Origin of the sequence: Streptomyces hainanensis (assembly GCF_004348415.1) — a bacterium.
GTDB classification, from domain to species: domain Bacteria; phylum Actinomycetota; class Actinomycetes; order Streptomycetales; family Streptomycetaceae; genus Streptomyces; species Streptomyces hainanensis.
In genome coordinates, this window is the sequence record NZ_SMKI01000063.1 from 1 (window position 1) to 22154 (window position 22154).

A 22154-nucleotide genomic window follows, 5' to 3' on the forward strand; every position below is an offset into this window, starting at 1 on the left:
GGTGGGCGATATGTCTGGATTCTCGGGTCATGGGGTCATCGTGCCGCGCGGCGCCGGCGATCCGGGGGCGCCGCGCGCCGCCGTCAGGCGCCGAGGTAGGCGGCCAGGTGCTGCCCCGTGAGGGTGGTGCGGGCCGCGACCAGGTCGGCCGGGGTGCCCTCGAAGACGACGCGCCCGCCGTCGTGGCCGGCGCCGGGACCGAGGTCGATGATCCAGTCGGCGTGCGCCATCACGGCCTGGTGGTGCTCCACCACGATGACGGACTTGCCGGCGTCCACGAGCCGGTCGAGCAGGCCGAGCAGCTGCCGCACGTCGGCCAGGTGCAGGCCGGCGGTCGGCTCGTCGAGGACGTAGACGCCGCCCTTCTCGCCCCTGGGGGTCCCCCCGGCCGAAGGCTGGGGGAGAGTCGCCAGCTTGAGGCGCTGCCGCTCGCCGCCGGAGAGCGTGGTGAGCGGCTGGCCGAGGGTGAGGTAGCCCAGCCCGACGTCGGCGAGCCGCGCCAGCACGCGGTGTGCGGCCGGGGTGGCCGCCTCGCCGGGGCCGAAGAACTCCAGGGCCTCGGTCACCGGCATCGCCAGCACCTCGCTGATGTCGCGGCCGCCCAGGTGGTGGTCGAGCACCGCCGGCTGGAACCGCTTCCCCTCGCACTCCTCGCACGGGGTGGCGACGCCGGCCATCATCGCCAGGTCGGTGTAGACGACGCCGGCGCCGTTGCAGTTGGGGCAGGCGCCCTCGGAGTTGGCGCTGAACAGGGCGGGCCTGACGCCGTTGGCCTTGGCGAACGCCTTGCGGATCGGGTCGAGCAGCCCGGTGTAGGTGGCCGGGTTGCTGCGCCGCGAGCCGCGGATCGGGCTCTGGTCGATCGAGACCACGCCCTCGCCCGGCGGCAGGGACCCGTGCACCAGCGAGCTCTTGCCGGAGCCGGCGACCCCGGTGACGACGGTGAGCACGCCGAGCGGGATGTCGACGTCGACGTCGCGCAGGTTGTGGGCGGTGGCGCCGCGGATCTCCAGGACGCCGGTGGGCTTCCGCACCGACTCCTTGAGCGCGGTCCGGTCGTCCAGGTGCCGGCCGGTCACCGTGTCGGAGGCCCGCAGCTCCGCGACGGTGCCCTCGAAGCAGACGGAGCCGCCCGCCGCGCCGGCGCCGGGGCCGAGGTCGACGACGTGGTCGGCGATGGCGATGACCTCCGGCTTGTGCTCCACGACGAGCACCGTGTTGCCCTTGTCGCGCAGCCGCAGCAGCAGGCCGTTCATCCGCTGGACGTCGTGCGGGTGCAGGCCGGTGGTCGGCTCGTCGAAGACGTACGTCACATCGGTGAGCGAGGAGCCGAGGTGGCGGATCATCTTGACGCGCTGCGCCTCGCCGCCGGAGAGCGTGCCGGCCGGCCGGTCGAGGCTGAGGTAGCCGAGGCCGATCTCCACGAAGGAGTCCAGGGTGTGGCGCAGCGCGGCGAGCAGCGGGGCGACGGAGGGCTCGTCCAGGCCGCCGATCCAGCCGGCCAGGTCGCTGATCTGCGTCGCGCAGGCGTCGGCGATGCTGAGCCCGGCGATCCTCGACGACCTGGCGGCCTCGCTGAGCCGGGTGCCCTCGCACTCGGGGCAGGCGGTGAAGGTGACCGCGCGCTCCACGAAGGCCCGGATGTGCGGCTGCATCGCCTCCTTGTCCTTGGACAGGAACGACTTCTGGATCTTGGGGATCAGGCCCTCGTAGGTGAGGTTCACGCCCTCGACCTTCACCTTGACCGGCTCGTGGTGGAGGAAGTCCCGCAGCTCCCGCTCGGTGAACTCGCGGATCGGCTTGTGCGGGTCGAGGAGGCCCGACTCGGCGTAGACCCGCACGGTGAAGAAGCTGTCCGACTTCCAGCCCGGGATGGTGAACGCGCCCTCGGCGAGCGACTTGGAGTCGTCGTAGAGCTGGGTGAGGTCGATGTCGGAGACGGCGCCCCGGCCCTCGCACCGCGGACACATCCCGCCGGTGCGGGAGAAGGTGGCCTTCACGGCCTTCCTGGCGCCCCGCTCGACCGTGATCGCACCGCTCGCCCGGACCGACGCGGTGTTGAAGGAGTACGCGCTGGGCGGCCCGATGTGCGGCTCGCCGAGCCGGCTGAAGAGGATCCGCAGCATCGCGTTGGCGTCGGTGGCGGTGCCGACCGTGGAGCGGGGGTCGGCCCCCATCCGCTGCTGGTCCACGATGATCGCGGTGGTCAGCCCGTCGAGGACGTCGACGTCGGGCCGCGCCAGGTTCGGCATGAAGCCCTGCACGAAGGCGCTGTAGGTCTCGTTGATCATCCGCTGCGACTCGGCGGCGATCGTGCCGAACACCAGGGAGCTCTTGCCCGAGCCCGAGACGCCGGTGAACACGGTCAGCCGGCGCTTCGGGATCGCGACGCCGACGTCCCTGAGGTTGTTCTCGCGCGCGCCGTGCACCCGGATCAGGTCGTGGCGGTCGGCGGCGTGCGGCGCGGGCGACGGCGTCTCGGTGCGGGGGGCCTTGCTCATCGGGTCTCCAGTGTCGGGCGGGGCCGCCTGCCCGGACGATCCTCGGGCAACGATCTCGGGCAATTCGTACGGTTCTCCTACCGGCTCACCCTAGCCACCGGCCCTCGGCCGACGCTTCTCCGATCCTGACCGGATCCGCCCGACGGCCCGCGCCCCTCAGGCCCGGCGCGGCGCGCTCGGCGGCCGCCGGCCGCGGCCGGTCCTGGCGGCTCAGCCAGGTCTCGAAGATGACGTCCTCCTGGGTGAGTTCGCCCGGCGCGCCCGCGATCAGCTCCTACTGGAGGGTCGCGACCCTGGGCTTCGCGCCCCGCGCCGCGGGGACCGTGGCCACCTCGACCGGGCCGTCGTCGGCGACCGCGATCAGCGTGTCGAGGTAGTTCACGTCCATGTCCGCCATGGTGCCTGACGGCATCCTGGGTAGGCACTCGCGAGCGACGACCAGCGACGACCAGCGACGAGAGGCAGGCCCCCACATGTCCGAGTCAGAGTCCCCCACCCCCGAGCGGTACATCACCGTCTCGCTCGACAAGCGCGGCGTCAGCTGCACCGCCCGGCTGCTCGGCGACCGCGCGCCGATCACCTGCGAGGCGATCTGGAACGCGCTGCCGCTGGGCGGCGACGTTTACCACGCCAAGTACGCGCGGAACGAGATCTACGCCCTCGTGGAGCCCTTCGCGCCGCGCGAGCCCCCGCTGGAGAACCCGACGATCACGCCGATCCCGGGCGACCTGTGCTACTTCACGTTCTCCGACACGCAGCTCGCCACCGCCTCCTACGGCTACGAGCAGGACGCCAGCCACCGCGGCCGGGCCACCGTCGTCGACCTCGCCCTGTTCTACGAGCGGAACAACCTGCTGATCAACGGGGACGCCGGCTGGGTGCCGGGGATCGTGTGGGGGACGATCACCGAGGGCCTCGACCGGATGGCGGACGCCTGCCAGGACCTGTGGCGCGCCGGCGCGCTCGGCGAGACGCTCAGCTTTCGGCGGGCGTAGCCTCCGGCGGCAGCGGGACGCCGGCCACGCCCGCCTCGTAGAGCGCGTGCGAGGCCCGCAGCACCGTGTCGTCGGCGTGCCGGGCGGCCACCAACTGGAGCCCGATCGGCAGCCCGTCGCCGTCCACGCCACACGGCAGGGACGCGGCGGGCTGCTGCGTCATGTTGAACGGGTAGGTGAACGGCGTCCACTCCGTCCAGCGGGTCAGGCCCGAGCCGGCCGGCACCTCCACGCCGTTCTCGAACGCGGTGATCGGGAGGGTCGGGGTGACCAGCAGGTCGTACGACTCGTGGAAGCGCCCCATCAGCCGGCCGGCCGCCATCCGCACGTCGACGGCCGCCAGGTAGTCGAGCGCGCTGTAGCCGGCGCCCGCCGCGCAGATCTCCCGCAGCCCGGGGTCGAGCAGGGCGCGACGCTCCGCGTCGAAGGGCTCGGTGACCCGGGCCGCGCCGCTGAACCACAGCACGTGGAACGCCTCGCGCAGCTGGTCGAGCGGCGGCAGCGGCGGGTCGACCTCGGTGACCAGGGCGCCGAGGTCGGCGAGCCGGTCGACGGCCCGCCGCACCGCGGCCGCCACCTCGGGGACGACCGGGACGCCGAAGCCGAGCGCGGGGGAGTAGGCGACGCGGAGCCCGCGCAGCCGGGCCGCGCCGCCGGCCAGCGCGTTGCGGTAGCTGTGCCGGACCGGGTCGAGGGCCGACCAGTCGCGGGAGTCGGGGCGGGCGATCACGTCGAGCAGCAGCGCCGCGTCCGCCGCGTCGCGGGTCATCGGGCCGACGTGGGCCAGGGTGCCGAAGGCGCTGGCCGGGTAGAGCGGCACCCGCCCGTAGGTCGGCTTGAGCGCGAAGATCCCGCAGAACGCGGCCGGGATCCGGACCGAGCCGCCGCCGTCCGTGCCCAGGCTCAGCGGCCCGGCGCCCAGCGCCACGGCGGCCGCCCCGCCGCCGCTCGACCCGCCGGCGGTGCGCGCCGGGTCGTACGGGTTGCCGGTGGCGCCCCAGACGGGGGAGTCCGTCACGCCCTTCCAGCCGAACTCGGGGGTCGTGGTCTTGCCCACGAAGACCGCGCCCGACTCGCGCAGCCGGGCCACGGCCGGCGCGTCCTCGTCCCAGGGGCCGGCGGTCGAGACGGCGGCCGAGCCGCGCAGCGTGGGGTGGCCGCGCTGGAACAGGATGTCCTTGACGGTCACGGGCACCCCGTCCAGCGGCCCCGCAGGCGCCCCGCGCTGCCAGCGCTCGGCTGCGGCGCGCGCGTCGGCGAGCGCGCCCTCGCGGTCGACGAACACGAACGCGTTCACGGCCCGCTGGACGGCGTCGGCGCGGTCCAGCACCGCGTCGGCCACCGCGACCGGGGACACCTCGCCGGCGGCGTAGGCGCTGGTCAGCTGGGTGGCGGTGAAGGTGGTCAGTGCGGTGAGGTCGGTCACGGTTCCTCCGGGGAGTCCGACGCGGGCGGCGGCGTGTGCCCCGACGCGGGCTCGGAGGGCACGTAGCCCAGGTCCTTGTCGACGACGTTGAACAGCGGCTCGCCCGCGTGCCAGCGGTCGAAGTTGTCGAGAAACTGCTCGCCGAGGTCGTCCCGCCAGCCGAAGGTGTCGCCGCTCATGTGGGGCGACACGACGAGCCCCGGCACGTCCCAGAGCGGGCTGTCGGCCGGCAACGGCTCGTTCTCGAACACGTCGAGCGCGGCCCCGGCCAGCGTGCCGGCGCGCAGCGCGGCGACCAGGTCGCGCTCCACCACATGCTGGCCACGGCCGACGTTGATGAAACGTGCCGTCGGCTTCATCCGGGCGAAGGCGGCCGCGTCGAACAGGCCGGTGGTCTCCGGGGTGAGCGGCGCCGCGCAGACCACCCAGTCGGCGAGGCCGAGCAGCCCGGGCAGCTCGTCGGCCGCCCGCACCTCGCCCCTGGCCCGGCGGCCGACCAGCGTCACATGGAGGCCGAGCGCCCGCAGCGTGTCGCCGATCCGCCGCCCGATCGGCCCCGAGCCGACGACCACGGCCCGGCCGCCCGCCACCTTCTCGGTCTCCCGGTGCAGCCAGCGCCGCTCGTGCTGGAGCTCCCAGCCGACCCGGAAGTCCTTGGCCAGGGACAGGACGAGGCCGGCGACGTACTCGGCGATCGGGCCGTCGAAGACCCCGCGGGCGTTGGTGATCACGGCGTCGGACGCCAGCAGCTCGGGGAAGAGCAGCCGGTCGACGCCGGCACTCGCCGTGTGCACCCAGGAGGGGCGGGGGCCCGGGCCGGGCCAGGCGTGCCGGACGGCGTCCGATGTGAAATCCCACACCAGCAGCACGTCGGCCGCCGGCAGGCGGTCGACCAGCGAGTTCTCGTCGGAGTGCAGTACCTCGGCCCGGCCCGCTAGCCGGTCGAGGCGGGGTAGTGGTTCGGCGTCGAGGACCAGGACACGAGGCTGGGACATGGCGGAGAAACCGTTTCGAAACGAGTGGGTGTTTCATTGAAGAGGGCCAGGATTGACCGCGACCGGGTCGGGACCTACCTTCGTGGACGAGGGCACGTACATCCAGTCCCTTCCGCGCTTCCAGCCCCATGATTTCCACTAATCGGTTCGAGGGCCAGCCGAAGGCTCCTCGTCTCCGCTCTCACGATCGGGGTTCCGACATGTCTGACACGCCCAACATGGAGCTCTCCTTCCTCGGCGGGCCGCAGCCGCAGCGCGGTGTCGGCGTCGTCGCGCCGTTCGACTTCGCGCTCGATCGCGAGCTGTGGCGCTGGGTGCCCGACGACGTGTCGCTGCACGTCACGCGGACGCCGTTCGTCCCGGTCGAGGTCAGCCTGCACCTGGCCAGGATGGTCAGCGAGCACGAGACGCTGGCCGAGGCCGTGCGCGCGCTGAGCGCCGTCAGTCCGGAGATCGTGACCTACGCCTGTACGTCGGGCAGCTTCGTCGGCGGCGTGGCGGGGGAGCGGGCCATGACGGCCGAGATGACGCGGGCCGGCGAGATCCCGGCGCTGACCACCTCGGGCGCGCTGATCGAGGCCCTCGGCGAGCTGGGCGCCCGTCGGACGGCGGTGGTCACGCCGTACACCAGGTCGGTCACGGACGCCCTGGAGGACTACCTGCGGGAGGCCGGGATCGAGGTCTCGGGGCGCAGCTACCTGGGGCTGACCCGGGAGATCTGGCGGGTGCCGTACCGCGACGTCGTCGACATGGCGCACCAGGCGGTGGCCGGCCCCGGCCCCGCGCCGGACGCGCTGTTCATCAGCTGCACCAACCTGCCGACCTACGACGTGATCCCGCAGCTGGAGGCCGAGCTGCGGATCCCGGTGATCTCCGCGAACCAGGTGACCATCTGGGCGGCGCTGCGGGCCATCGGCCGGGAGGCCGTCGGCCCCTACCAGGCGCTGCTCGACCCGGCCGCCCGGCGCGGCCCGGCGGCACTCGGCGGTGTGGCGGCCGAGCCGTCACGGGGCGTCGAGGGGCCGCGGCTGCCCGAGGCGCCGCTGACGGCGCCGGAGCCGCTGGCCGGCGGGTCGTCGCTGATCCCTGGGCCGCCGCAGGCCCCCGACCAGCCGCTGGCGGCCGCCGTGGCCTCGGCCGGGCCTTCGGACGGCGACCTGCTGCCGGAGCCGGACGGCGGCCTCGGCCTGCCGCCCGGCCCGTCGGGAACGTCCGAAGAGGAGAGGTGAGCTCGCGCATGACGACCACGGTCGGATTCCTGTACCCGGGATACTCCGCGGAGGACGACTTCCCCCGCATGGAGTCGCTGCTCAACGCGGCCGGCGACGACGTCGCGCTGCCCCTCGTGCACACGGACATCGGCACCGACGCGCACCGGGTGGACGCGCTGCTGGAGATGGGCTCCGTCGACCGGCTGACGGCCGTCGTCGGCGAGCTGACCGGCGCCGGCGCCGAGGCCGTGGTCTGGGCCTGCACCAGCGCCAGCTTCGTCTACGGCTGGGACGGCGCGGAGGACCAGGTGCGCCGCCTCGCCGCCTCCGCCGACCGGCCGGCGTCCAGCACCTCGTTCGCCTTCGCCCGCGCCGCGGTGGCGCTCGGCCTGCGGCGGGTGGCGGTCGCGGCCACCTATCCGACGGACGTGGCCACGCTCTTCGTCGACTTCCTGCGCGCCGCCGGCATCGAGGTGGTGGCGATGCGGGGCAGCGGCATCATCACGGCCGCCGAGGTGGGCACCTGGGGTCGCGACGAGGTGCTCCGGCTCGCCCGCGCGGGCGACCATCCCGAGGCCGAGGCCGTGCTGCTGCCGGACACCGCGCTGCACACGGCGGCCTGGCTCCCGGAGCTCGAGGCGGAGCTCGGCAAACCGGTGCTCACCGCCAACCAGGTCACCGCCTGGGAGGGGCTGCGGCTGCTCGCCCACACGGCCGCGCCCTGCCCGGCGATGGGTTCACTCTTCGCCGGCCGACCCGCCCCCGGACAGCACGGCTAGCCGCCCAGCCCGCGCCGGTGGCTCTTGCCGCCGGTGCGGAACGCGTGGATCGCGATCTCCCGGTCCCCGGCCGCCCGGACGGCCTCCTCCCACGTCAACGCCCGCTCCCCGACGGCGAACAGCGGGCCGGTCTCCCGGTCGCCGACCAGTTCGGCGAGCAACGCGCCGGCCCGCTCGCTGAACCGGGCGGCGACGGTTCTCATCTCCCGCTCGTCGAGGCCGACATCCGTCACCTCGAGCGACAACAGGTCGTGCACCCGGACCTCGCTCTCCCACAACAGGGCCCAGAGCGCGCGGTGGACGACAGGAGTGCCCTCGTCCCCGAGGAGTTCCTCGAGCTGGGTAGGTGTGATGTTCTCAACAGTGATCGTCATGGCTGCGAAGTATGGCCAAATCATCACACCGAGTACAGGGTTTGGCGACAAGCCGCCGCGCCCGCCCACGCGTTTCTCGTCGTGAACCTGACCACTGTGACGGGATTCACGACGGCGGCCGGCCACCGTCGCCCGGACACGGAGGCGGCGTGGACGCACGGCAGTTGGAGTACTTCCTGGCCATCGTCGAACACGGGGGTTTCAGCCGGGCCGCCGCCGCGCTGCACGTGGCACAGCCCTCGCTCTCCCAGTCGATGGCCAACCTGGAGGCCGAACTCGGCGTGGCACTCTTCCACCGGGTCGGCCGCGGCGCGGTACTCAGCGCGGCCGGCGCCGAACTGCTCGGCCCCAGCCGGCGGGTGCTGCGCGACCTGGCGGCCGTCCGCGACACCGCGGCCGCGCTGCGCGGCGGGCGGCGCGGCACGGTCGAGATCGCCACCATGCCGTCGCCCGGCATCGAGCCGCTGACCACCCTGGTGCGCGCCTTCGCCGCCCGCCACCCGGGCCTCACGGTCAGCGCCAGGGCCGCTTTCACCCCGGACGACGTGCTCGCCCTGGTGCGGGGCGGCGCCTGCGAGCTGGGGCTGCTCGGCTCGGCCACCCCGGTCCACGCGCCGGGCCTCACGGTGATGGAGCTGGCGGAACAGCCGTTCGCCGTGGTCGCGCCGCCCGACGGCCCCTTCGAGGACGGCGTCGAGGTCGAACCGGCGCGGCTCGCCGGCCGGGCACTGATCGCCTCACGCCCCGGCAGCCTGATGCGGAGCATCGTGGACGACATCCTGGCCAACGTGCCCGACACCCGGGTCGCCGCCGTCGTCGACCACCGGACGTCGATCCTGCCGCTGGTCCTGGCCGGCGTCGGGGTCGCGGTGCTGTCCTCGGCGTGGATCCCGCTGGCCCGCCGCTGCGGCGCCGTCGCCGCGCCCATCGCCGGCACGGCCCGACTCCGGGTGGCGCTGGTCGCCCGCCGGGCCCACCTGACGCCGGCGGCCGACGCGTTCCTGCGCCTCGCCGCGTCCCATCGGCCCGGCCTATGACCCGGATCGACAACGCGTCTTGGACGGCGCCGGGTCCGGCGCGGTGCACTCGAACCCCGCCACCGATCCCCCGGGAGCCGCCATGCCCACCACTCCGGTCCCCTCCGTGTTCCGCCTCGCCGCCATCCCGGGCGACGGCGTCGGCGCCGAGGTCGTCGCCGCCGGCCGCGAGGTCCTCGACGCCCTGGCCGCCGGCTCGGGCGGCCGGTTCGCGTTCGACTGGGAGGAGTTCGACTGGGGCTGCGACCACCACGCCCGCACCGGCCGGATGATGGCCGAGGACGGCCTGGAACGGCTGCGCGGGTTCGACGCGATCTACTTCGGCGCCGTCGGCTGGCCGACCGTCCCCGACCACGTCAGCCTCTGGGGACTCCGGCTGCGGATCTGCCAGAGCTTCGACCAGTGGGCCAACGTCCGGCCCGTCCACTTCCTGCCGGGCGTCCGCGGCCCGCTGCGGAACGCCGACGAGCACGACCTGGACTGGGTCGTGGTCCGCGAGAACAGCGAGGGCGAGTACGCGGGCCTCGGCGGCCGCAACCTCGCCGCCCGCGGCCGGGGCGGCGAGGTCGCCGTCCAGTCGGCGCTGTTCACGGAGGTCGGCTGCGAGCGGATCATCCGCTTCGCGTTCGACCTGGCGCGGACGCGGACCCGCCGCAAGGTCTCCTCCGTCACCAAGAGCAACGCCCTCCAGTACGGCATGGTGCTCTGGGACGACGTCTTCCGCCGCGTCGCCGCCGACTACCCCGACGTCGAGACCGAGAGCGTGCTGGTCGACGCGATGGCCGCGCGCTTCGTGCTCCGGCCGCAGGACCTGTCGGTCGTGGTGGCCTCCAACCTCAACGCCGACATCCTCTCCGACCTCGGCAGCGCCCTGGCGGGCAGCCTCGGCCTGGCGGCCAGCGCCAACCTCAACCCCGAACGGCGCTTCCCCAGCATGTTCGAACCCGTCCACGGCTCCGCCCCCGACATCGCCGGCCGCGGCCTCGCCAACCCCATCGGTGCCATCGGCAGCGCGGCCCTGATGCTCGACCACCTCGGCCTCCCCGAGGAGGCCGCCCGCCTCCACCAGGCCATCCACACCACCACCCGCGCCGGCATCCTCCCCCACGACCTCGGCGGCACGGCGACCACCAGGGCCACGACCCAGGCCGTCATCACGGCCCTGACCTGACCTGACCTGACCCGACCCGACCGGTGCCGCGCGCCGCGCCGCGGCGTGGTGCCGGCGTTGAGCCGCCCGGGCCCGGCCGGCGCCGCGCTTCGCGCGGCCGCGCGGTGCGCGGCTACGTGTCGGCCGGGCCGCCGCGCAGCGACGGCGTGGTGAGGAGTTGGGAGAGGGCGGCGGGTGGCATGGGGCGGGCGTAGTGCCAGCCCTGGCCGGTGTCGCAGCCGATGCGGCGGAGGCGTTCAGCCTGGGCGGGACCCTCCACGCACTCGGCCGTCACCGTCAGGCCCAGCTTGTGGGCCAGCTGGACCAGGGACGTCACGATCGTCTCGTCGGCCGGGTTCAGGTGGCGGGCGGTGCGGAAGCCACGGACGAAGAGGCCGTCGAGTTTGAGGGCCCGCACCGGGAGACGGCTGAGGTAGGCGAGGTTGGAGTAACCGGTGCCGAAGTCGTCGATGGCGATGCGGACGCCCATGTCGGACAGCGCCTGGAGAGCCTGGAGCGGCCGGCCGGCCGAGCCCATCACGGCCGACTCGGTCAGCTCCAGCTGGAGCAGCCCGGACGGCAGCCCGGACTCCTCCAGTGCCTCCGCCACGTCCCGCACCAGGTCCGAGTCCCACACCTGACGCACCGCCACGTTGACGCTCACGAACAGCGGCGCCGCCGGGTGGTCGAGCTGCCAGCGGCGGGCCTGCCGGCACGCCTCGCGCAACACCCAGCGCCCGAGCGGCACGATCGCGCCGTTCTCCTCGGCCAGGCCGACGAACTTGTCGGGGCCGAGCTTCCCGAACCGCGGGTGATTCCAGCGCACCAGCGCCTCCGCCCCGCGCACGATGTCGTCCGCGAGCCCCACGATCGGCTGGTACTCCAGCGTGAACTCCCCGCGGTCCACCGCCGGCCGGAGCGTCGAGGAGAGCGACTGCCGCGTCATCCGGTTGGCGTTCCGCTCCGGGTCGAAGAGCGTCCACCTGGCCTTGCCGTCCGTCTTGGCCCAGTAGAGCGTCGTGTCGGCCGCCTGCATCAGGTTGGTGGCCGAGGTGCCGGCCGACTCGCGTTCCACGACGCCGATGCTCGCGGAGACGGCCAGCCGCTGGCCGTCCAGGTCGAACGGTGGCCGCAGCGCCGTCAGCATGGCCTCGGCGAGGCCGGTCAGCTGCTCCGTGCCGGACGACCCCTCCACCAGCACCGCGAACTCGTCCCCGCCGAGGCGTGCGACGAGGTGGCCGCCGGCGCCCGTCGCGCAGTGGGCGAGCCGCTGGGCGGCCGCGCCGAGCAGTTGGTCGCCGACCCGGTGCCCGAGGGTGTCGTTGATCGCCTTGAAGCCGTCGAGCCCCAGGTAGCACAGGCCGATCCGGCCGGTCGCCGAGTCGGCGAGCGCGGTGGTGAGCCGTTCGAAGAACAGGGCCCGGTTGGGCAGCCGGGTCACCGGGTCGTGCATCTGGATGTGCCGCAGCCGCTGCTGCAGGTCGCGGCGCTCGCTGATGTCCTGCACGGTGAGCAGGGCGGCCGTCGCCGCGGCCGCGTCGTCGCCGGTGGGCAGCACGGTGACCTCGGCCCACAGCGTGTGCCCGTCCGCGTGCTTGAGCCGCCGGGTGCACCGCATCCGGTCGCTGTGCCCGCGGAGCACCGCGTGGTACGAGCCGCGGGTGCGGCCGTCCAGGCCGAGCCCGGTGACGGCGTCGGCGCGTTGGCCCGCGAGGGCCGCCGGCTCGACGCCGAGCAGCAGCCCGAGCGCGGGGTTGGCCGCCAGGATCTGGCCCGATCTGCCCACCAACGCCATCGGCAGTTGGGCGATCCTGAAGGCCGCCCGATAGTCCCGGAGAACATCACTCTCCGTAAAGGATGTCGGGGTCGCGCCGAGGCCGCCTTCGGGGTCTTGGCCCGGTCCTTTGGGGGGTCCGTTCACCGATCGCTCCCGGAGGGGACTGGTCGCCTGGCGGATGCTGCTGTCGGGCGCCCGCCGGCTGCTCGCTGGCGCATCCGCGCTGGAAATGTGGCGATCATAGAGGTTGCGCGGCGGCTGGAGCCAGTGCCCGGCGGGCCTGTCTTGATCTCTGAAATCTGTGCTTGCGACAAATTTTCGAGAAGCTGATCGTTTCTGCTCGACGTGTAGGTAGTCACGATCGTTAACGAGCGATGAATACGGAGGGTGATCGTATTGCCCATGACCCGCGCGGCCTACTGAAACAGGCCAAGTCCTCCCAAATCTGAACAGAGTGGTGGCGGTGTTCCCTCACGGTTCCCCACGGCTCGACGGGAGGTCGATGTGCGCCGCGCCTACCGTAGACCCGCCGCGGTGCTCACCGCACTGGCCGCCCTGATCGGCACCACGCTGACGGCCGGCCCCGGCACCCGGGCGCTCGCCGACGAGCCGTGCAGCCTGCCCCGCGCGGCGATCCACCACTCCGAGGGCGTCGACAGCTGGAACGGCGACTACCCGAAGCCGGTCGGCGAGCTGACGGCCGTCATGCTGTTCCTCTCCTTCCCGGACGCCAGCCCGAAGGCCAGCCCGGCCACGATCGCCGAGGACTACTTCCCGGCGACCACCGACTACTTCCGCGCCGCCTCCTACGGCACGTTCGAGCTGCGGCCCACCGTCACCGACCGCTGGATCGAGATGCCCGACGACTCCCGCTCCTACGCCATACAGCGCGACTGGGAGCCCGACCGGCGCTACGCGTACCTCCGCGACGCGCTGGGCGCCGTCGCGCCGCACGTCGACCTCGCCGAGTACGACGTGATCTACCTGGTCGCCGACCCCGACGCGCCCGGCGTCGACTCCGACGCCACCAAGGTCGTCAACTTCGACCGGCCCATGACGGTGGGGGACGCCAGCGTCCGCCGCGTCGTCACCGTCTTCGAGCGCCGCCCGCCGGACCGGAACGTGCTGGCGCACGAGACCGGACACGTCTTCGACCTGCCCGACCTCTACAACCGGCCGGAGGACGGCTACGGCGACTGGGACACCCACGTCGGCGACTGGGACCTGATGGGCAGCCAGTTCGGCCTGTCGCCGGAACTCTTCGGCTGGCACAAGTGGAAGCTCGGCTGGCTCGACGCGGACCACGTCGACTGCGTGCGCGGCCTCGGCACCACCCGGCACACCCTCCAGCCGCTCGCCGCCCCGCTCGACGGCTCGGCGCCGGCCACCGACACCCGGCTCGCCGTGGTCCGCCTCGGCCCCGAGGAGGCGCTGGTGGCCGAGGCGCGCGCCCCGACGGGCAACGACGCCACCACCTGCACCCATGGCGTGCTGCTCTACCGGGTGCGCAGCGACGTGGCGTCCGCCGACGGCCCGATCAAGGTGCTGGACGGCCATCCGGAGACCAGCGCCTGCCACGCCGCCTCCGTGCACCCCCGGCTGGCCGACGCCCCGCTGGGCACCGGCGAGAGCTACTACGACGCGGACACCGGCATCCGCGTCGAGGTCGGCGACCGCACGGCCACCGGCGGTTGGGACATCAAGATCGTCCGGGAACGAGGGCCGGAGTGAGGCCGGAGTGAGGGAAGCGGGAGCGAACACAAGGAAGGGGCCCCACCTCTCGGTGGGGCCCCTTCATCAGGTGCGCCGCCAGGGACTCGAACCCCGGACCCGCTGATTAAGAGTCAGCTGCTCTAACCAACTGAGCTAGCGGCGCCTGCTGACGTCGTAAACTCTAGCACCCCCGTCCGGCGGAACAAAAATCGACGGGGACCCCACCCACCTGGGCCTTAGGGACGGCGCCGCAGCAGCTCACGACCGAACTCGATCATCTTGAGCGCGTAGTCCTCGGTCCACCCGGCGCGCTCCGCGACGGCGGACGCCGGGACGCGGTCGAACCGCTTGGGGTCGGCCAGCCGGGCGGCCGCGATCGCCTGGAACTCGACCGAGCGGTCCGCGGCCGCCTGGAAGGCCACCGCGAGCTCCGTCGCCCGGTCGAGGAGCTCGCCCGGCTCGGCGATCGACTCGAGTGCGAAGAAGTGCTCCTCGTCCGGCTGCTCGGCGGGCGGCTCGAAGAACAGCGCCGCCGGGCGGCGGTACCGCGGCGGCTCGGGCGCCTTGCCGGAATCGGACATGCGGACGCTCTCCTCACCCGGCCTCGGCGCACCCGGCCTCGGCCGATCTCAGGACGGCGGGGCGAACTGCTTCCGCCGTGCCGATCCATTGTGCCGCGACGCCCCGCGAAGCCGCTCGGCGGCGGACAGCCGCTCGTGGGCCTGCCCGTCGCGCGGCCGGGGCGTGGTCAGGCCGCGCGGCCCCTTCGCCACCTCCCGGCTCCTGCCGCGCGCGGCCCGGGACGCGATCCAGGCCAGGTCGTAACGCCCCCGGAGCCACTCCCCGACGCGCAGCAGCGGGCGGGCGAGCAGCAGCCCGAGCACCATCACGCCGGCGCCGGCCACCGCATCCGTGAAGTAGTGGTTGGCCGTGCCCATGACCACGATGGTGGTGATCAGCGGATAGCCGACGGCCAGGGCGCGCACCCACGGGGCGCGCGCCCCGTAGTGCCAGAGCGCCACGCCGCACCACAGCGACCAGCCGACGTGCAGGCTGGGCATCGCCGCGTACTGGTTGGTGAAGTCGCCCATGCCGCTCGGCGCGCTCGCGTCGTCCGTCCACCAGCCGTACTGCGCGTACTGGGCGAGGCTGTCGACGAAGCCGTAGTTGCCGGGCAGCAGCCGGGGCGGGCTGGTCGGCACCAGCGTGAAACCGACCAGGCCGAGCAGCGTGGAGGTCAGCAGCCAGGTGCGCATCAGCCGGTAGTGCGCCGGCCGCCAGCGGAAGAGCCAGATCAGGATGATCGGCGTCACGATGTAGTGCAGTGAGGCGTACGCGAACGAGGACGGCACCCCGATCCAGGCCTCCTGCGTGAACAGCTCGTTCAGCGGGACCTCTGGGTGCAGCCAGAGCGCGTTCTCCATGCGGAGGATGCGCAGGCCGTTGTCCACGGCCGTGCTGACGTCGCCGCGCGCGGCCAGCCGGGCCACCGTGTAGGCGCCGTAGACGACCACGATCAGCAGCAGCTCGGCCCACAGGCGTGGCCGGTCACGGGGCATGCGGACTCAGACTCCCCACTCGCGTCGGCTTCATGTCGGGTTCACGTTCACGGCGGCTGGCGGCCGTGTGATGAGCACCACCGTATGCCGAAGCGCGGGGGTAAGGACGCCGGGGGAGCCCCGCTTGGTTGCGTACGGGATGATGAGTGACGGACGAGACGGTTGAAACGGAGGGAAGGACGGTCATGGCGGCGCGCATCGTGTTGGTCCGGCACGGACGAACGGCCTGGTCGGTGGCCGGGCGGCACACCGGACACACGGATGTCCCGCTGCTCGACGAGGGGCGCGCCCAGGCCAAGGCCCTGGGGGAGCGGCTGCACCACGCCCCCTGGAACGGGCTGCCGGGCGCCGAGGTCCGCACCAGCCCGCTGTCCCGGGCCCGGGAGACCTGCGAGCTCGCCGGGTTCGGCGAGCGCGCCACCGGCTGGGACGCGCTGCGCGAGTGGGACTACGGCGACCAGGAGGGGCTCACCACCGAGCAGATCCGCGCCCGGCGCGGCCAGGACTGGGTCATCTGGCGCGACGACGTGACCGGCGGCGAGACCATGGCCGAGCTCTCGGACCGCGCCGACACCGTGGTCGCCTGGGCGCGCGCCGCCGAGCGGGACGCGGTGCTCTTCGCCCACGGACACATCCTCCGCGCGATCGCCGCCCGCTGGCTCGGCGAGGACATCCGGTTCGCGGCCCGGCTGAAGCTGGAGGCCGCCGCGCTCTGCGCGCTGGGCTGGGCCTACGGCGAGCCGGCGATCGAGCGCTGGAACGACACGGGCCACCTGGAGGAGCGCGGGTAGTCCCGCCCGCCCGGCCGGTCAGCCCGTGGCCCACTCGGGGCGGCGGTCGAGGAACGCGGCCACCGTCGAGTCGCCGCCGGCCGGCCGCAGCCGGCCGGCCAGGGCGTCGAGCATCGTCCTGATCCGCCCCGACCGCACCTGGCCGAGCAGGTCGACCGCCCGCCCGGCGTGCGCCGCGGCCTCCTCGGGCCGGTCCCCTGACGCCAGGTGTTCGGCGTGCTCCATCGAGTACAGCGCGATGTTGCGGGCGAAGTGCGGCTCGCCGAGCGCGGCCGTCACGGACTCGGCCGAGCAGGCCGCGGCCCGCTCCCAGTCGCCGAGCGCGGCCCAGCAGCCGGCCCGCTGGCTGGCGAACTCCGCGTCGCCGAAGAACGACATCCACTCGGGCGCCGCCTCGACCGCACCCCGGCCCCGCTCGAAGGTGGCGCTCGCCCGGGACAGCGCCTCCTCGCAGCCGCCGCGGTCGCCGAGCGCTGCCCAGCCGCTGGCCTCGCGCAACGCGAGGAGCGACCGCAGGTGCGGCAGGCCGAGCGACCTGGCGGCCTGCTGCCCGGCCTGCGCCGCGCGCACCGCCTCCCGGGGGCAGCCGGCGTCCCTGGCCAGGAAGGCGGTGTTGCAGAACGCGTGCGCCTCGAGCGCCGCGTCGCCGTTGACCCGGGCGGTGGCCAGCGCCTCCGCGTAGTAGGAGCGGGCGTCCGCGAGCCGGCCCGAGTCGTGGGCCAACCAGCCGACGGAGATCGCCAGTTCGCCGGCGCCCGACTGCAGACGGTCGTTGACGGCGGCACGTCGGGCGCCGGTGTCCACCAACTGGTAGGCGGCGCGCAGGGCTTCGCCCGCGGCGCGGAACAGGTCCTCGGCGCCGTGTCTGTCGTCGTGGAGCCGGATCTCGGCGACCGTCCGGTGGACGGCGACGGCCTCCCGTTCGCCCGGCCGGCCGGCCGCCGAGGCGGCGGCGGCCGTGGCGCCGCCGGCGGGCAGGGGAGACGGGGACAGGGTGGTGAGGCTCGCCACGGCGGCGGATCCGCCGGTCATGAACGCGCGACGCAGCACGTCGCCCTCCTCCGGGTCGTCGGTGATCGGGGTGGGGTGCGCGGAGTGCGATGGGAGTGGAGGCGAGGGGGCCGCGCCGGGTTCCGGCTCGGCGCCCACTCGGCGGCCGCGGACCGTCAGTCGGGATTCGAAGCCCAGATCGGCCAACGAACGGCCGGGGAACATATGAAGGAATACCCGTTCGTACGCGTAGTTAGGGCAGCGGATCTCGCCCGCTTCCACGCGCCCGACGTACCGGGCGTCGCAGCAGACCCGTTCGCCGATCTCGCGCGCGGCGCGCCGCACGGCGGCGGCGAACTCGCCGGGGGACAACTGCCCCCGCAACTCCCGGAAGAGCCGGTTGGGACCGGACGGCCGGGAGGCGGATGGTGACGTCGCCATGCGCGAGACCGTACCCGCACCCGTAGCGGCACTACAGCATGTTTCGCTACAAAACGGATATCCCACCCGCGATCTGCCATGAACTGCCAACCATTTCAGCGGTCCGAGGCCGTAGCCGTTGACGCGCTACGGCCGTTGTACACCGCGACCGACCGAAGGAAGCGTGAGGAGAGGAAACCCCCATGGCGGACACCGGTGAGGCGGCCCCCTGCGATCTGGTCACCGTACCGGCGCGCGAGGGGCTCGAGGCCGTCGACATCCTGCGGCTGCGCCACGGCGTCGGGCCGGTGCTGCACGACCGCACCGGTGACACGCTGGGCTTCATCGTGCCGCCCGGCACCGCCGAGCGCTGGGACCTGCCGGGCAGCGCCTGCACCCAGACGTACGCCGGCTCCCGCCGGGGCGCCCTGCCGCCGGTCACCGGCACCGGCTGGCTGGTCCCGCCGGACCGCGCCGTCCGGCAGGCCACCGAGCCCGACCGGCTGCGCGCCGCGTTGAACGAGGCGGTCTCGATGCTCGCCGCCGTCGACCGCTGCCGCCCGTAGCCGCTGGTCGCCCGCCGGGCGTTCGGTGGACCGGCCGCGGCCGCCCGTCCGGCGAACCGGCAGACTGGGGGCATGGCGAAGGAGAGACGGCGGCGCGGGGGAGCGACCAGCCAGCGGGTGCGCGAGGACGTGGGCGGCGGCCTCGCCGAGCTCGTGCCCGACCCGGACCGGCCGCGCGCCTGGCAACTGCTGCTCGACGGCGCACCGCAGTCGCACGTCGACCTCGACGAGCCCACCCGGCTGTCCTTCGAGTACCAACGGCGGCTCGGGCACGCCGTCGACCTCGTCGCGCCGCCCGGCCGGCCGATCCACGCCGTCCACCTCGGCGGCGGCGGCCTCACCCTCGCCCGCTACGTGGCGGCCACCAGACCCCGGTCGAGCCAGCAGGCCGCCGAGCCGGACGCCGCGCTCACCGCCCTCGTGCGCCGCGAGCTGCCGCTGCCCGACACCGCCCGGATCCGGGTCCGCGCCGTCGACGCCCGGGCCCTGCTCGACCGGCTCCCCGAGGGCTGGGCCGACCTGGTCATCGCCGACGTCTTCCAGGGCGCCCGCACCCCGGCGCACTGCGCGAGCGCCGAGTTCCTCGACCTGGCGCGGCGGGTGCTGCGCCCCGGCGGCTGGTACGCGGCCAACATCGCCGACGGGCCGCCACTCGGACACCTGCGCGCGCAGGCCGCGACCGCGCTCGACCGCTTCGCCGGCGCCTGCCTGGCCGCCGAGCCCGCCGTGCTGCGCGGCCGGCGTTTCGGCAACGGGGTGTTGCTCGCCGCCGACGACCCGCTGCCCGTGGCCGAGTTGACCCGACGCTGCGCCGCCGACCCCCGGCCGGCCAGGGTGGTGACCGGCCGGGAGCTCCTCGACTTCACCGGCGGTGCTCCGACTGTGACCGACGCCACAGCCGTCCCCTCGCCTCCGCCGCCGGCCGGAGCCTTCGGATAGGCGAGTTCAAGCCGTGATCGACCGCGTACGCATCGGAGTTCAGTCCCGGTATGTCTGGATCTCCGGAGGGGAGTCGAGCCAGGCGCACAGGACCGTCACGGGCGCCCGCCGACCCTCCTCATCTGTGAACATCACGCGAATGAGGCCTTCCTGCTCCCGGGTTCGGATCTCCCAGCCCGGATTGGGCGTGGCCGAGATGAGCTCGGCCGAGTCCGACCCGACCAGTAACACCACCTCTCCGCCGGCCGTGTTGACCGTCTCGACGCCGGACGTACCGGATTCCATGGATGATTCGGACGAGTCGTGGGCGTCCGGAGGGCGTGGGCGGCGCGTCGAAGAGGCCTCTGGTGGACCGTCGGAGACGTCGTCCGAGACCTGAACGGCGCGCGGCGGTTCACTGGCCGCGCCCAGCACCGCATGCACGCCCAGCCACGCCACACCCACCGCCGCACCGGTCGAAACCACCCAGGCGACGGCCTTCCCAACGCGGACCAGAAACCGCTGCATCGGCGCCACTCTAATGGCGTACGGTGCCGCGCATGGCGCATGTGCTTGTTGTGGAGGACGACCAGTTTGTGAGATCCGCTCTTATCCGGCATCTCACCGAGGCGGGACACAGCGTCCGTAGCGTGGGCACCGCACTGCAGGCACTGCGCGAGGTCGCCCAGATCGGCTTCGACGTGGTCATTCTCGACCTCGGCCTCCCCGACCTGGACGGTCGCGAGGCGCTGAAGATGCTGCGCGGCGTCACCGACGTCCCGGTGATCATCGCCACCGCCCGCGACGACGAGGGCGAGATCGTCCGGCTGTTGAACGACGGAGCCGACGACTACCTGGTCAAACCCTTCTCGGTGGAACACCTTTCGGCACGGATGGCCGCCGTGCTGCGCCGCGCGGGCGGCAACGGCGCCAACGGCCAGAGCGGCCACGGCGGCACGGGCGGCGGCGACGGGGTGCTCCGCGTCGGCGGCCTCGCCGTCGACCCACTGCGCCGGCTCGCCCAACTCGACGGAACACAACTCGACCTGACGCGACGCGAGTTCGATCTCCTGGCGTTTCTCGCACAACGCCCCGGGGTCGTGGTCAGCCGCAAGGAACTCCTCACCCAGGTCTGGCGCCAGTCGTACGGCGACGATCAGACCATCGACGTCCATCTCTCGTGGTTGCGCCGCAAGTTGGGCGAAACCGCCGCCCGCCCCCGGTACCTCCACACGCTGCGCGGGGTGGGCGTGAAACTGGAGCCACCCGTATGAGATGGTCCCTGATCCGGCGGTTCCTCGCCGTCACGGGCATGGTCGTGGTCGCCTTCGGGGTCCCGCTCGGCATGCTGGTCCGCGACGTCGCCGTCGACCGGGCGGTCTCCGCCGCCGAACGCCAGGCCGCCCTGCTGGCCCCGGCCGTCGGATTCGCCCGCGACGTCGACGACCTGGAGCGCGCGGTGACCGGCACGGACGCCGGTGCCGAGGGGCGGGTCGCCATCGACCTGCCGGGCCGCCGGGGCGAACCGTACGAGACGCTGGGCCGACACCGGGTGACCCAGGACGTGCTCGACCACGTCGCCGAACAGGGCAGCGCCGAACGCTTCACCGTCCCCGGCGGGGTGGCCCTCGTCCAGCCGATCCCCCTGAACGGCGAACGCACCGCCCTCATCGAGGTGTTCGTCACCTCCGACCAGCTCACCGACGGCGTCGCCGTCGCCTGGCTGGTGCTCACCGGCGTCGGCCTCGGCCTCGTCGTCTGCTCCGCCGCCGTCGCCGACCGACTCGCCCGCCGCACCGTGATGGCCACCGAACGACTCGCGCAGGCCAGCCGGGAACTCGGCGAGGGCAAGCTCGGCGTGCGGGTCCCGGTCCCCGACGAGGGACCGGGCGAACTGCGCTCCGCCGCCACCGCGTTCAACTCCATGGCCGACCGGGTCGCCGGACTCCTCGCCGCCGAACGCGAGTTGGCCGCCGACCTCTCGCACCGACTGCGCACCCCGCTCACCGTGCTCCGACTCAACGCCGCCTCGCTCGGCGACGGCGACGCGGCCGAGCAGACCAGGCAGGCGGTCGAGAAGCTGGAGGGCGAGGTCGACGAGATCATCGCCACCGCCCGCGCCCACCGGGACGCGGTGCCGGACGGCCGGCCCCGCGAGGTCACCGACGCCGCCGAGGTGATCAAGGACCGGATGGACTTCTGGTCCGCGCTCGCCGAGGACGAGGGCCGCGAACTCCGGGTCGCCGGCGTCGAGGAACCCGTCCCGGTCCCCGTCGCCAGGGCGGACCTGGCCGCCGCGCTCGACGCGATGCTGGGCAACGTCTTCCGGCACACCCCCGAGGGCACGGCGTTCTCCGTCGACATGTACCGCGCGGGCGGCGCCGCCGACGCCGTCATCGTGCTGGTCTCCGACGCGGGACCCGGCATCGCCGACCCCGAGGCCGCCCTCAGGCGCGGCGAGGGCGACGGCGGCCGCGGCTCCACCGGCCTCGGCCTCGACATCGCCAGCCGCCTCGCCGAATCCACCGGCGGCGACCTGCGGATCGGCCGCTCCATCCTCGGCGGCGCCGAGATCAGACTCTGGCTCGCCAGGGACGGCGGCTGGACCCGTAAGTACCCGGCCCCGACCCGGCGCCGCGGTACGCGGCACCGGGCCAGGGGCCAGGCTCCCCTCGCCCCCCTCTCCGGCCTCGCTGCCGGAAAGGGTTCCGGGACGGACGCGGGGAGTCCATGGGAACGAGCCGCGCGGTGGCTCGATCGCCAGATCTTCGCCGGCCGCCGGGCGGCACCCCCACCACGCCGCCTGCGCCGCGGCCGGCCCCCGGCCGCGGCGACCGTCGTGCCGCCCATGCCGGCCGCTCCGCCGCCGCCGGCCACCGCACCGCCGACGCCGCCGCGGCGCGGCCGCCGCGCGCGGCCGGTGATCATCCCCCCGATGCCGAGGACCCCACC

The 22154-nt window shown here is 73.9% G+C and carries 20 protein-coding genes, 1 tRNA gene and 1 pseudogene; 11 read left to right on the forward strand and 11 right to left on the reverse strand.

Annotated elements, in window-relative coordinates; all coding sequences use genetic code 11:
- Nucleotides 1-83: 83 nt before the first annotated feature.
- The gene (locus E1283_RS08325; protein WP_132817270.1) at nt 84-2501 is read right to left on the reverse strand and encodes an ATP-binding cassette domain-containing protein; all 2418 of its coding nucleotides are present in this window, start codon (nt 2499-2501) and stop codon (nt 84-86) included.
- A 274-nt stretch (nt 2502-2775) separates the two neighbouring features.
- The gene (locus E1283_RS38600) at nt 2776-2889 is read right to left on the reverse strand and encodes a DUF6157 family protein (RefSeq protein ID WP_243744685.1); all 114 of its coding nucleotides are present in this window, start codon (nt 2887-2889) and stop codon (nt 2776-2778) included.
- Between the two features lie 85 nt (nt 2890-2974).
- On the opposite strand from E1283_RS38600, the gene E1283_RS08330 reads away from it, so the two are divergent.
- Entirely contained in the window at nt 2975-3496 is a 522-nt protein-coding gene (locus tag E1283_RS08330) for a DUF3830 family protein (protein ID WP_132817271.1), read from the forward strand.
- Here E1283_RS08330 and E1283_RS08335 read toward each other — a convergent pair.
- Both E1283_RS08335 and E1283_RS08340 read right to left on the reverse strand, forming a co-directional pair.
- Nucleotides 3477-4922: an amidase gene (locus E1283_RS08335; protein WP_132817272.1), complete on the reverse strand. Its 1446-nt coding sequence runs from the start codon at nt 4920-4922 to the stop codon at nt 3477-3479. The genes E1283_RS08330 and E1283_RS08335 overlap by 20 nt on opposite strands.
- Nucleotides 4919-5917, reverse strand: a complete 999-nt coding sequence (locus E1283_RS08340) for a D-2-hydroxyacid dehydrogenase (RefSeq protein WP_132817273.1) — start codon at nt 5915-5917, stop codon at nt 4919-4921. The genes E1283_RS08335 and E1283_RS08340 overlap by 4 nt, the downstream gene beginning before the upstream one ends.
- A 218-nt stretch (nt 5918-6135) precedes the next feature.
- On the opposite strand from E1283_RS08340, the gene E1283_RS08345 reads away from it, so the two are divergent.
- Complete coding sequence (locus tag E1283_RS08345; protein ID WP_132817289.1) at nt 6136-7146, forward strand: maleate cis-trans isomerase family protein; 1011 nt, start codon at nt 6136-6138, stop codon at nt 7144-7146.
- 8 nt (nt 7147-7154) lie between these two features.
- Complete coding sequence (locus tag E1283_RS08350) at nt 7155-7907, forward strand: maleate cis-trans isomerase family protein (protein WP_132817274.1); 753 nt, start codon at nt 7155-7157, stop codon at nt 7905-7907.
- Here the strand turns inward: E1283_RS08350 and E1283_RS08355 are convergent.
- Complete coding sequence (locus tag E1283_RS08355) at nt 7904-8281, reverse strand: hypothetical protein (RefSeq protein ID WP_132817275.1); 378 nt, start codon at nt 8279-8281, stop codon at nt 7904-7906. The two genes, E1283_RS08350 and E1283_RS08355, sit on opposite strands and share 4 nt — an antisense overlap.
- Nucleotides 8282-8430: 149 nt before the next feature.
- Here E1283_RS08355 and E1283_RS08360 point away from each other — a divergent pair, with 149 nt between their 5' ends.
- Nucleotides 8431-9318: a LysR family transcriptional regulator gene (locus tag E1283_RS08360; protein WP_132817276.1), complete on the forward strand. Its 888-nt coding sequence runs from the start codon at nt 8431-8433 to the stop codon at nt 9316-9318.
- 82 nt (nt 9319-9400) lie between these two features.
- Nucleotides 9401-10489, forward strand: a complete 1089-nt coding sequence (locus E1283_RS08365; RefSeq protein WP_132817277.1) for a tartrate dehydrogenase — start codon at nt 9401-9403, stop codon at nt 10487-10489.
- A gap of 112 nt (nt 10490-10601) precedes the next feature.
- On the opposite strand, the gene E1283_RS08370 is transcribed toward E1283_RS08365, so the two are convergent.
- Nucleotides 10602-12389, reverse strand: a complete 1788-nt coding sequence (locus E1283_RS08370) for a putative bifunctional diguanylate cyclase/phosphodiesterase (RefSeq protein ID WP_279571243.1) — start codon at nt 12387-12389, stop codon at nt 10602-10604.
- A gap of 390 nt (nt 12390-12779) precedes the next feature.
- On the opposite strand from E1283_RS08370, the gene E1283_RS08375 reads away from it, so the two are divergent.
- Nucleotides 12780-13976, forward strand: a complete 1197-nt coding sequence (locus E1283_RS08375; RefSeq protein WP_425086145.1) for a M6 family metalloprotease domain-containing protein — start codon at nt 12780-12782, stop codon at nt 13974-13976.
- A 71-nt stretch (nt 13977-14047) separates the two neighbouring features.
- Here the strand turns inward: E1283_RS08375 and E1283_RS08380 are convergent.
- From E1283_RS08380 to E1283_RS08390, 3 genes are all read right to left on the reverse strand, one after another.
- Nucleotides 14048-14121: transfer RNA gene (locus E1283_RS08380), tRNA-Lys, on the reverse strand.
- A gap of 73 nt (nt 14122-14194) precedes the next feature.
- A complete protein-coding gene (locus E1283_RS08385) occupies nt 14195-14539 on the reverse strand; it encodes a hypothetical protein (RefSeq protein ID WP_132817280.1) in 345 nt (114 codons plus the stop codon).
- 48 nt (nt 14540-14587) lie between these two features.
- Nucleotides 14588-15517 (reverse strand): phosphatase PAP2 family protein, encoded by a 930-nt coding sequence (locus E1283_RS08390; RefSeq protein ID WP_132817281.1) that lies wholly within the window; start codon nt 15515-15517, stop codon nt 14588-14590.
- 185 nt (nt 15518-15702) lie between these two features.
- Between E1283_RS08390 and E1283_RS08395 the strand changes: the two genes are divergently transcribed.
- Nucleotides 15703-16308, forward strand: coding sequence for a histidine phosphatase family protein (locus E1283_RS08395; RefSeq protein WP_132817282.1), 606 nt, complete (start codon nt 15703-15705; stop codon nt 16306-16308).
- 18 nt (nt 16309-16326) lie between these two features.
- Here E1283_RS08395 and E1283_RS08400 read toward each other — a convergent pair whose 3' ends face one another.
- Nucleotides 16327-17739: an NsdA family TPR-like regulatory protein gene (locus E1283_RS08400; protein WP_132817283.1), complete on the reverse strand. Its 1413-nt coding sequence runs from the start codon at nt 17737-17739 to the stop codon at nt 16327-16329.
- Nucleotides 17740-17921: 182 nt separating this feature from the next.
- Here E1283_RS08400 and E1283_RS08405 point away from each other — a divergent pair, with 182 nt between their 5' ends.
- Entirely contained in the window at nt 17922-18284 is a 363-nt protein-coding gene (locus E1283_RS08405) for a hypothetical protein (RefSeq protein WP_132817284.1), read from the forward strand.
- Nucleotides 18285-18356: 72 nt separating this feature from the next.
- Nucleotides 18357-19223 (forward strand): spermidine synthase, encoded by an 867-nt coding sequence (locus E1283_RS08410; protein WP_132817285.1) that lies wholly within the window; start codon nt 18357-18359, stop codon nt 19221-19223.
- Nucleotides 19224-19262: 39 nt separating this feature from the next.
- Here E1283_RS08410 and E1283_RS08415 read toward each other — a convergent pair whose 3' ends face one another.
- The gene (locus tag E1283_RS08415; protein ID WP_243744686.1) at nt 19263-19730 is read right to left on the reverse strand and encodes a hypothetical protein; all 468 of its coding nucleotides are present in this window, start codon (nt 19728-19730) and stop codon (nt 19263-19265) included.
- 32 nt (nt 19731-19762) lie between these two features.
- Here E1283_RS08415 and E1283_RS08420 point away from each other — a divergent pair, with 32 nt between their 5' ends.
- Both E1283_RS08420 and E1283_RS08425 read left to right on the forward strand, forming a co-directional pair.
- The gene (locus E1283_RS08420; protein WP_132817287.1) at nt 19763-20476 is read left to right on the forward strand and encodes a response regulator transcription factor; all 714 of its coding nucleotides are present in this window, start codon (nt 19763-19765) and stop codon (nt 20474-20476) included.
- Nucleotides 20473-21861, forward strand: a pseudogene (locus E1283_RS08425) (HAMP domain-containing sensor histidine kinase); the annotation flags it as partial. The gene E1283_RS08420 and the pseudogene E1283_RS08425, both read left to right, overlap by 4 nt.
- Nucleotides 21862-22154: the final 293 nt, after the last annotated feature.

Excerpts from the sequence above, each read along its gene's own strand:
- E1283_RS08350 (WP_132817274.1), top strand. The coding sequence starts at position 7,155 with ATGACGACCACGGTCGGATTCCTGTACCCGGGATACTCCGCGGAGGAC.
- E1283_RS08385 (WP_132817280.1), bottom strand. The coding sequence starts at position 14,539 with ATGTCCGATTCCGGCAAGGCGCCCGAGCCGCCGCGGTACCGCCGCCCG.
- E1283_RS08340 (WP_132817273.1), bottom strand. The coding sequence starts at position 5,917 with ATGTCCCAGCCTCGTGTCCTGGTCCTCGACGCCGAACCACTACCCCGC.
- E1283_RS08345 (WP_132817289.1), top strand. The coding sequence starts at position 6,136 with ATGGAGCTCTCCTTCCTCGGCGGGCCGCAGCCGCAGCGCGGTGTCGGC.
- E1283_RS08325 (WP_132817270.1), bottom strand. The coding sequence starts at position 2,501 with ATGAGCAAGGCCCCCCGCACCGAGACGCCGTCGCCCGCGCCGCACGCC.
- E1283_RS08405 (WP_132817284.1), top strand. The coding sequence starts at position 17,922 with ATGGCGGACACCGGTGAGGCGGCCCCCTGCGATCTGGTCACCGTACCG.
- E1283_RS08365 (WP_132817277.1), top strand. The coding sequence starts at position 9,401 with ATGCCCACCACTCCGGTCCCCTCCGTGTTCCGCCTCGCCGCCATCCCG.
- E1283_RS08395 (WP_132817282.1), top strand. The coding sequence starts at position 15,703 with ATGGCGGCGCGCATCGTGTTGGTCCGGCACGGACGAACGGCCTGGTCG.
- E1283_RS08355 (WP_132817275.1), bottom strand. The coding sequence starts at position 8,281 with ATGACGATCACTGTTGAGAACATCACACCTACCCAGCTCGAGGAACTC.
- E1283_RS08420 (WP_132817287.1), top strand. The coding sequence starts at position 19,763 with ATGGCGCATGTGCTTGTTGTGGAGGACGACCAGTTTGTGAGATCCGCT.
- E1283_RS08415 (WP_243744686.1), bottom strand. The coding sequence starts at position 19,730 with ATGCAGCGGTTTCTGGTCCGCGTTGGGAAGGCCGTCGCCTGGGTGGTT.
- E1283_RS08400 (WP_132817283.1), bottom strand. The coding sequence starts at position 17,739 with ATGGCGACGTCACCATCCGCCTCCCGGCCGTCCGGTCCCAACCGGCTC.
- E1283_RS38600 (WP_243744685.1), bottom strand. The coding sequence starts at position 2,889 with ATGGACGTGAACTACCTCGACACGCTGATCGCGGTCGCCGACGACGGC.
- E1283_RS08410 (WP_132817285.1), top strand. The coding sequence starts at position 18,357 with ATGGCGAAGGAGAGACGGCGGCGCGGGGGAGCGACCAGCCAGCGGGTG.
- E1283_RS08390 (WP_132817281.1), bottom strand. The coding sequence starts at position 15,517 with ATGCCCCGTGACCGGCCACGCCTGTGGGCCGAGCTGCTGCTGATCGTG.
- E1283_RS08330 (WP_132817271.1), top strand. The coding sequence starts at position 2,975 with ATGTCCGAGTCAGAGTCCCCCACCCCCGAGCGGTACATCACCGTCTCG.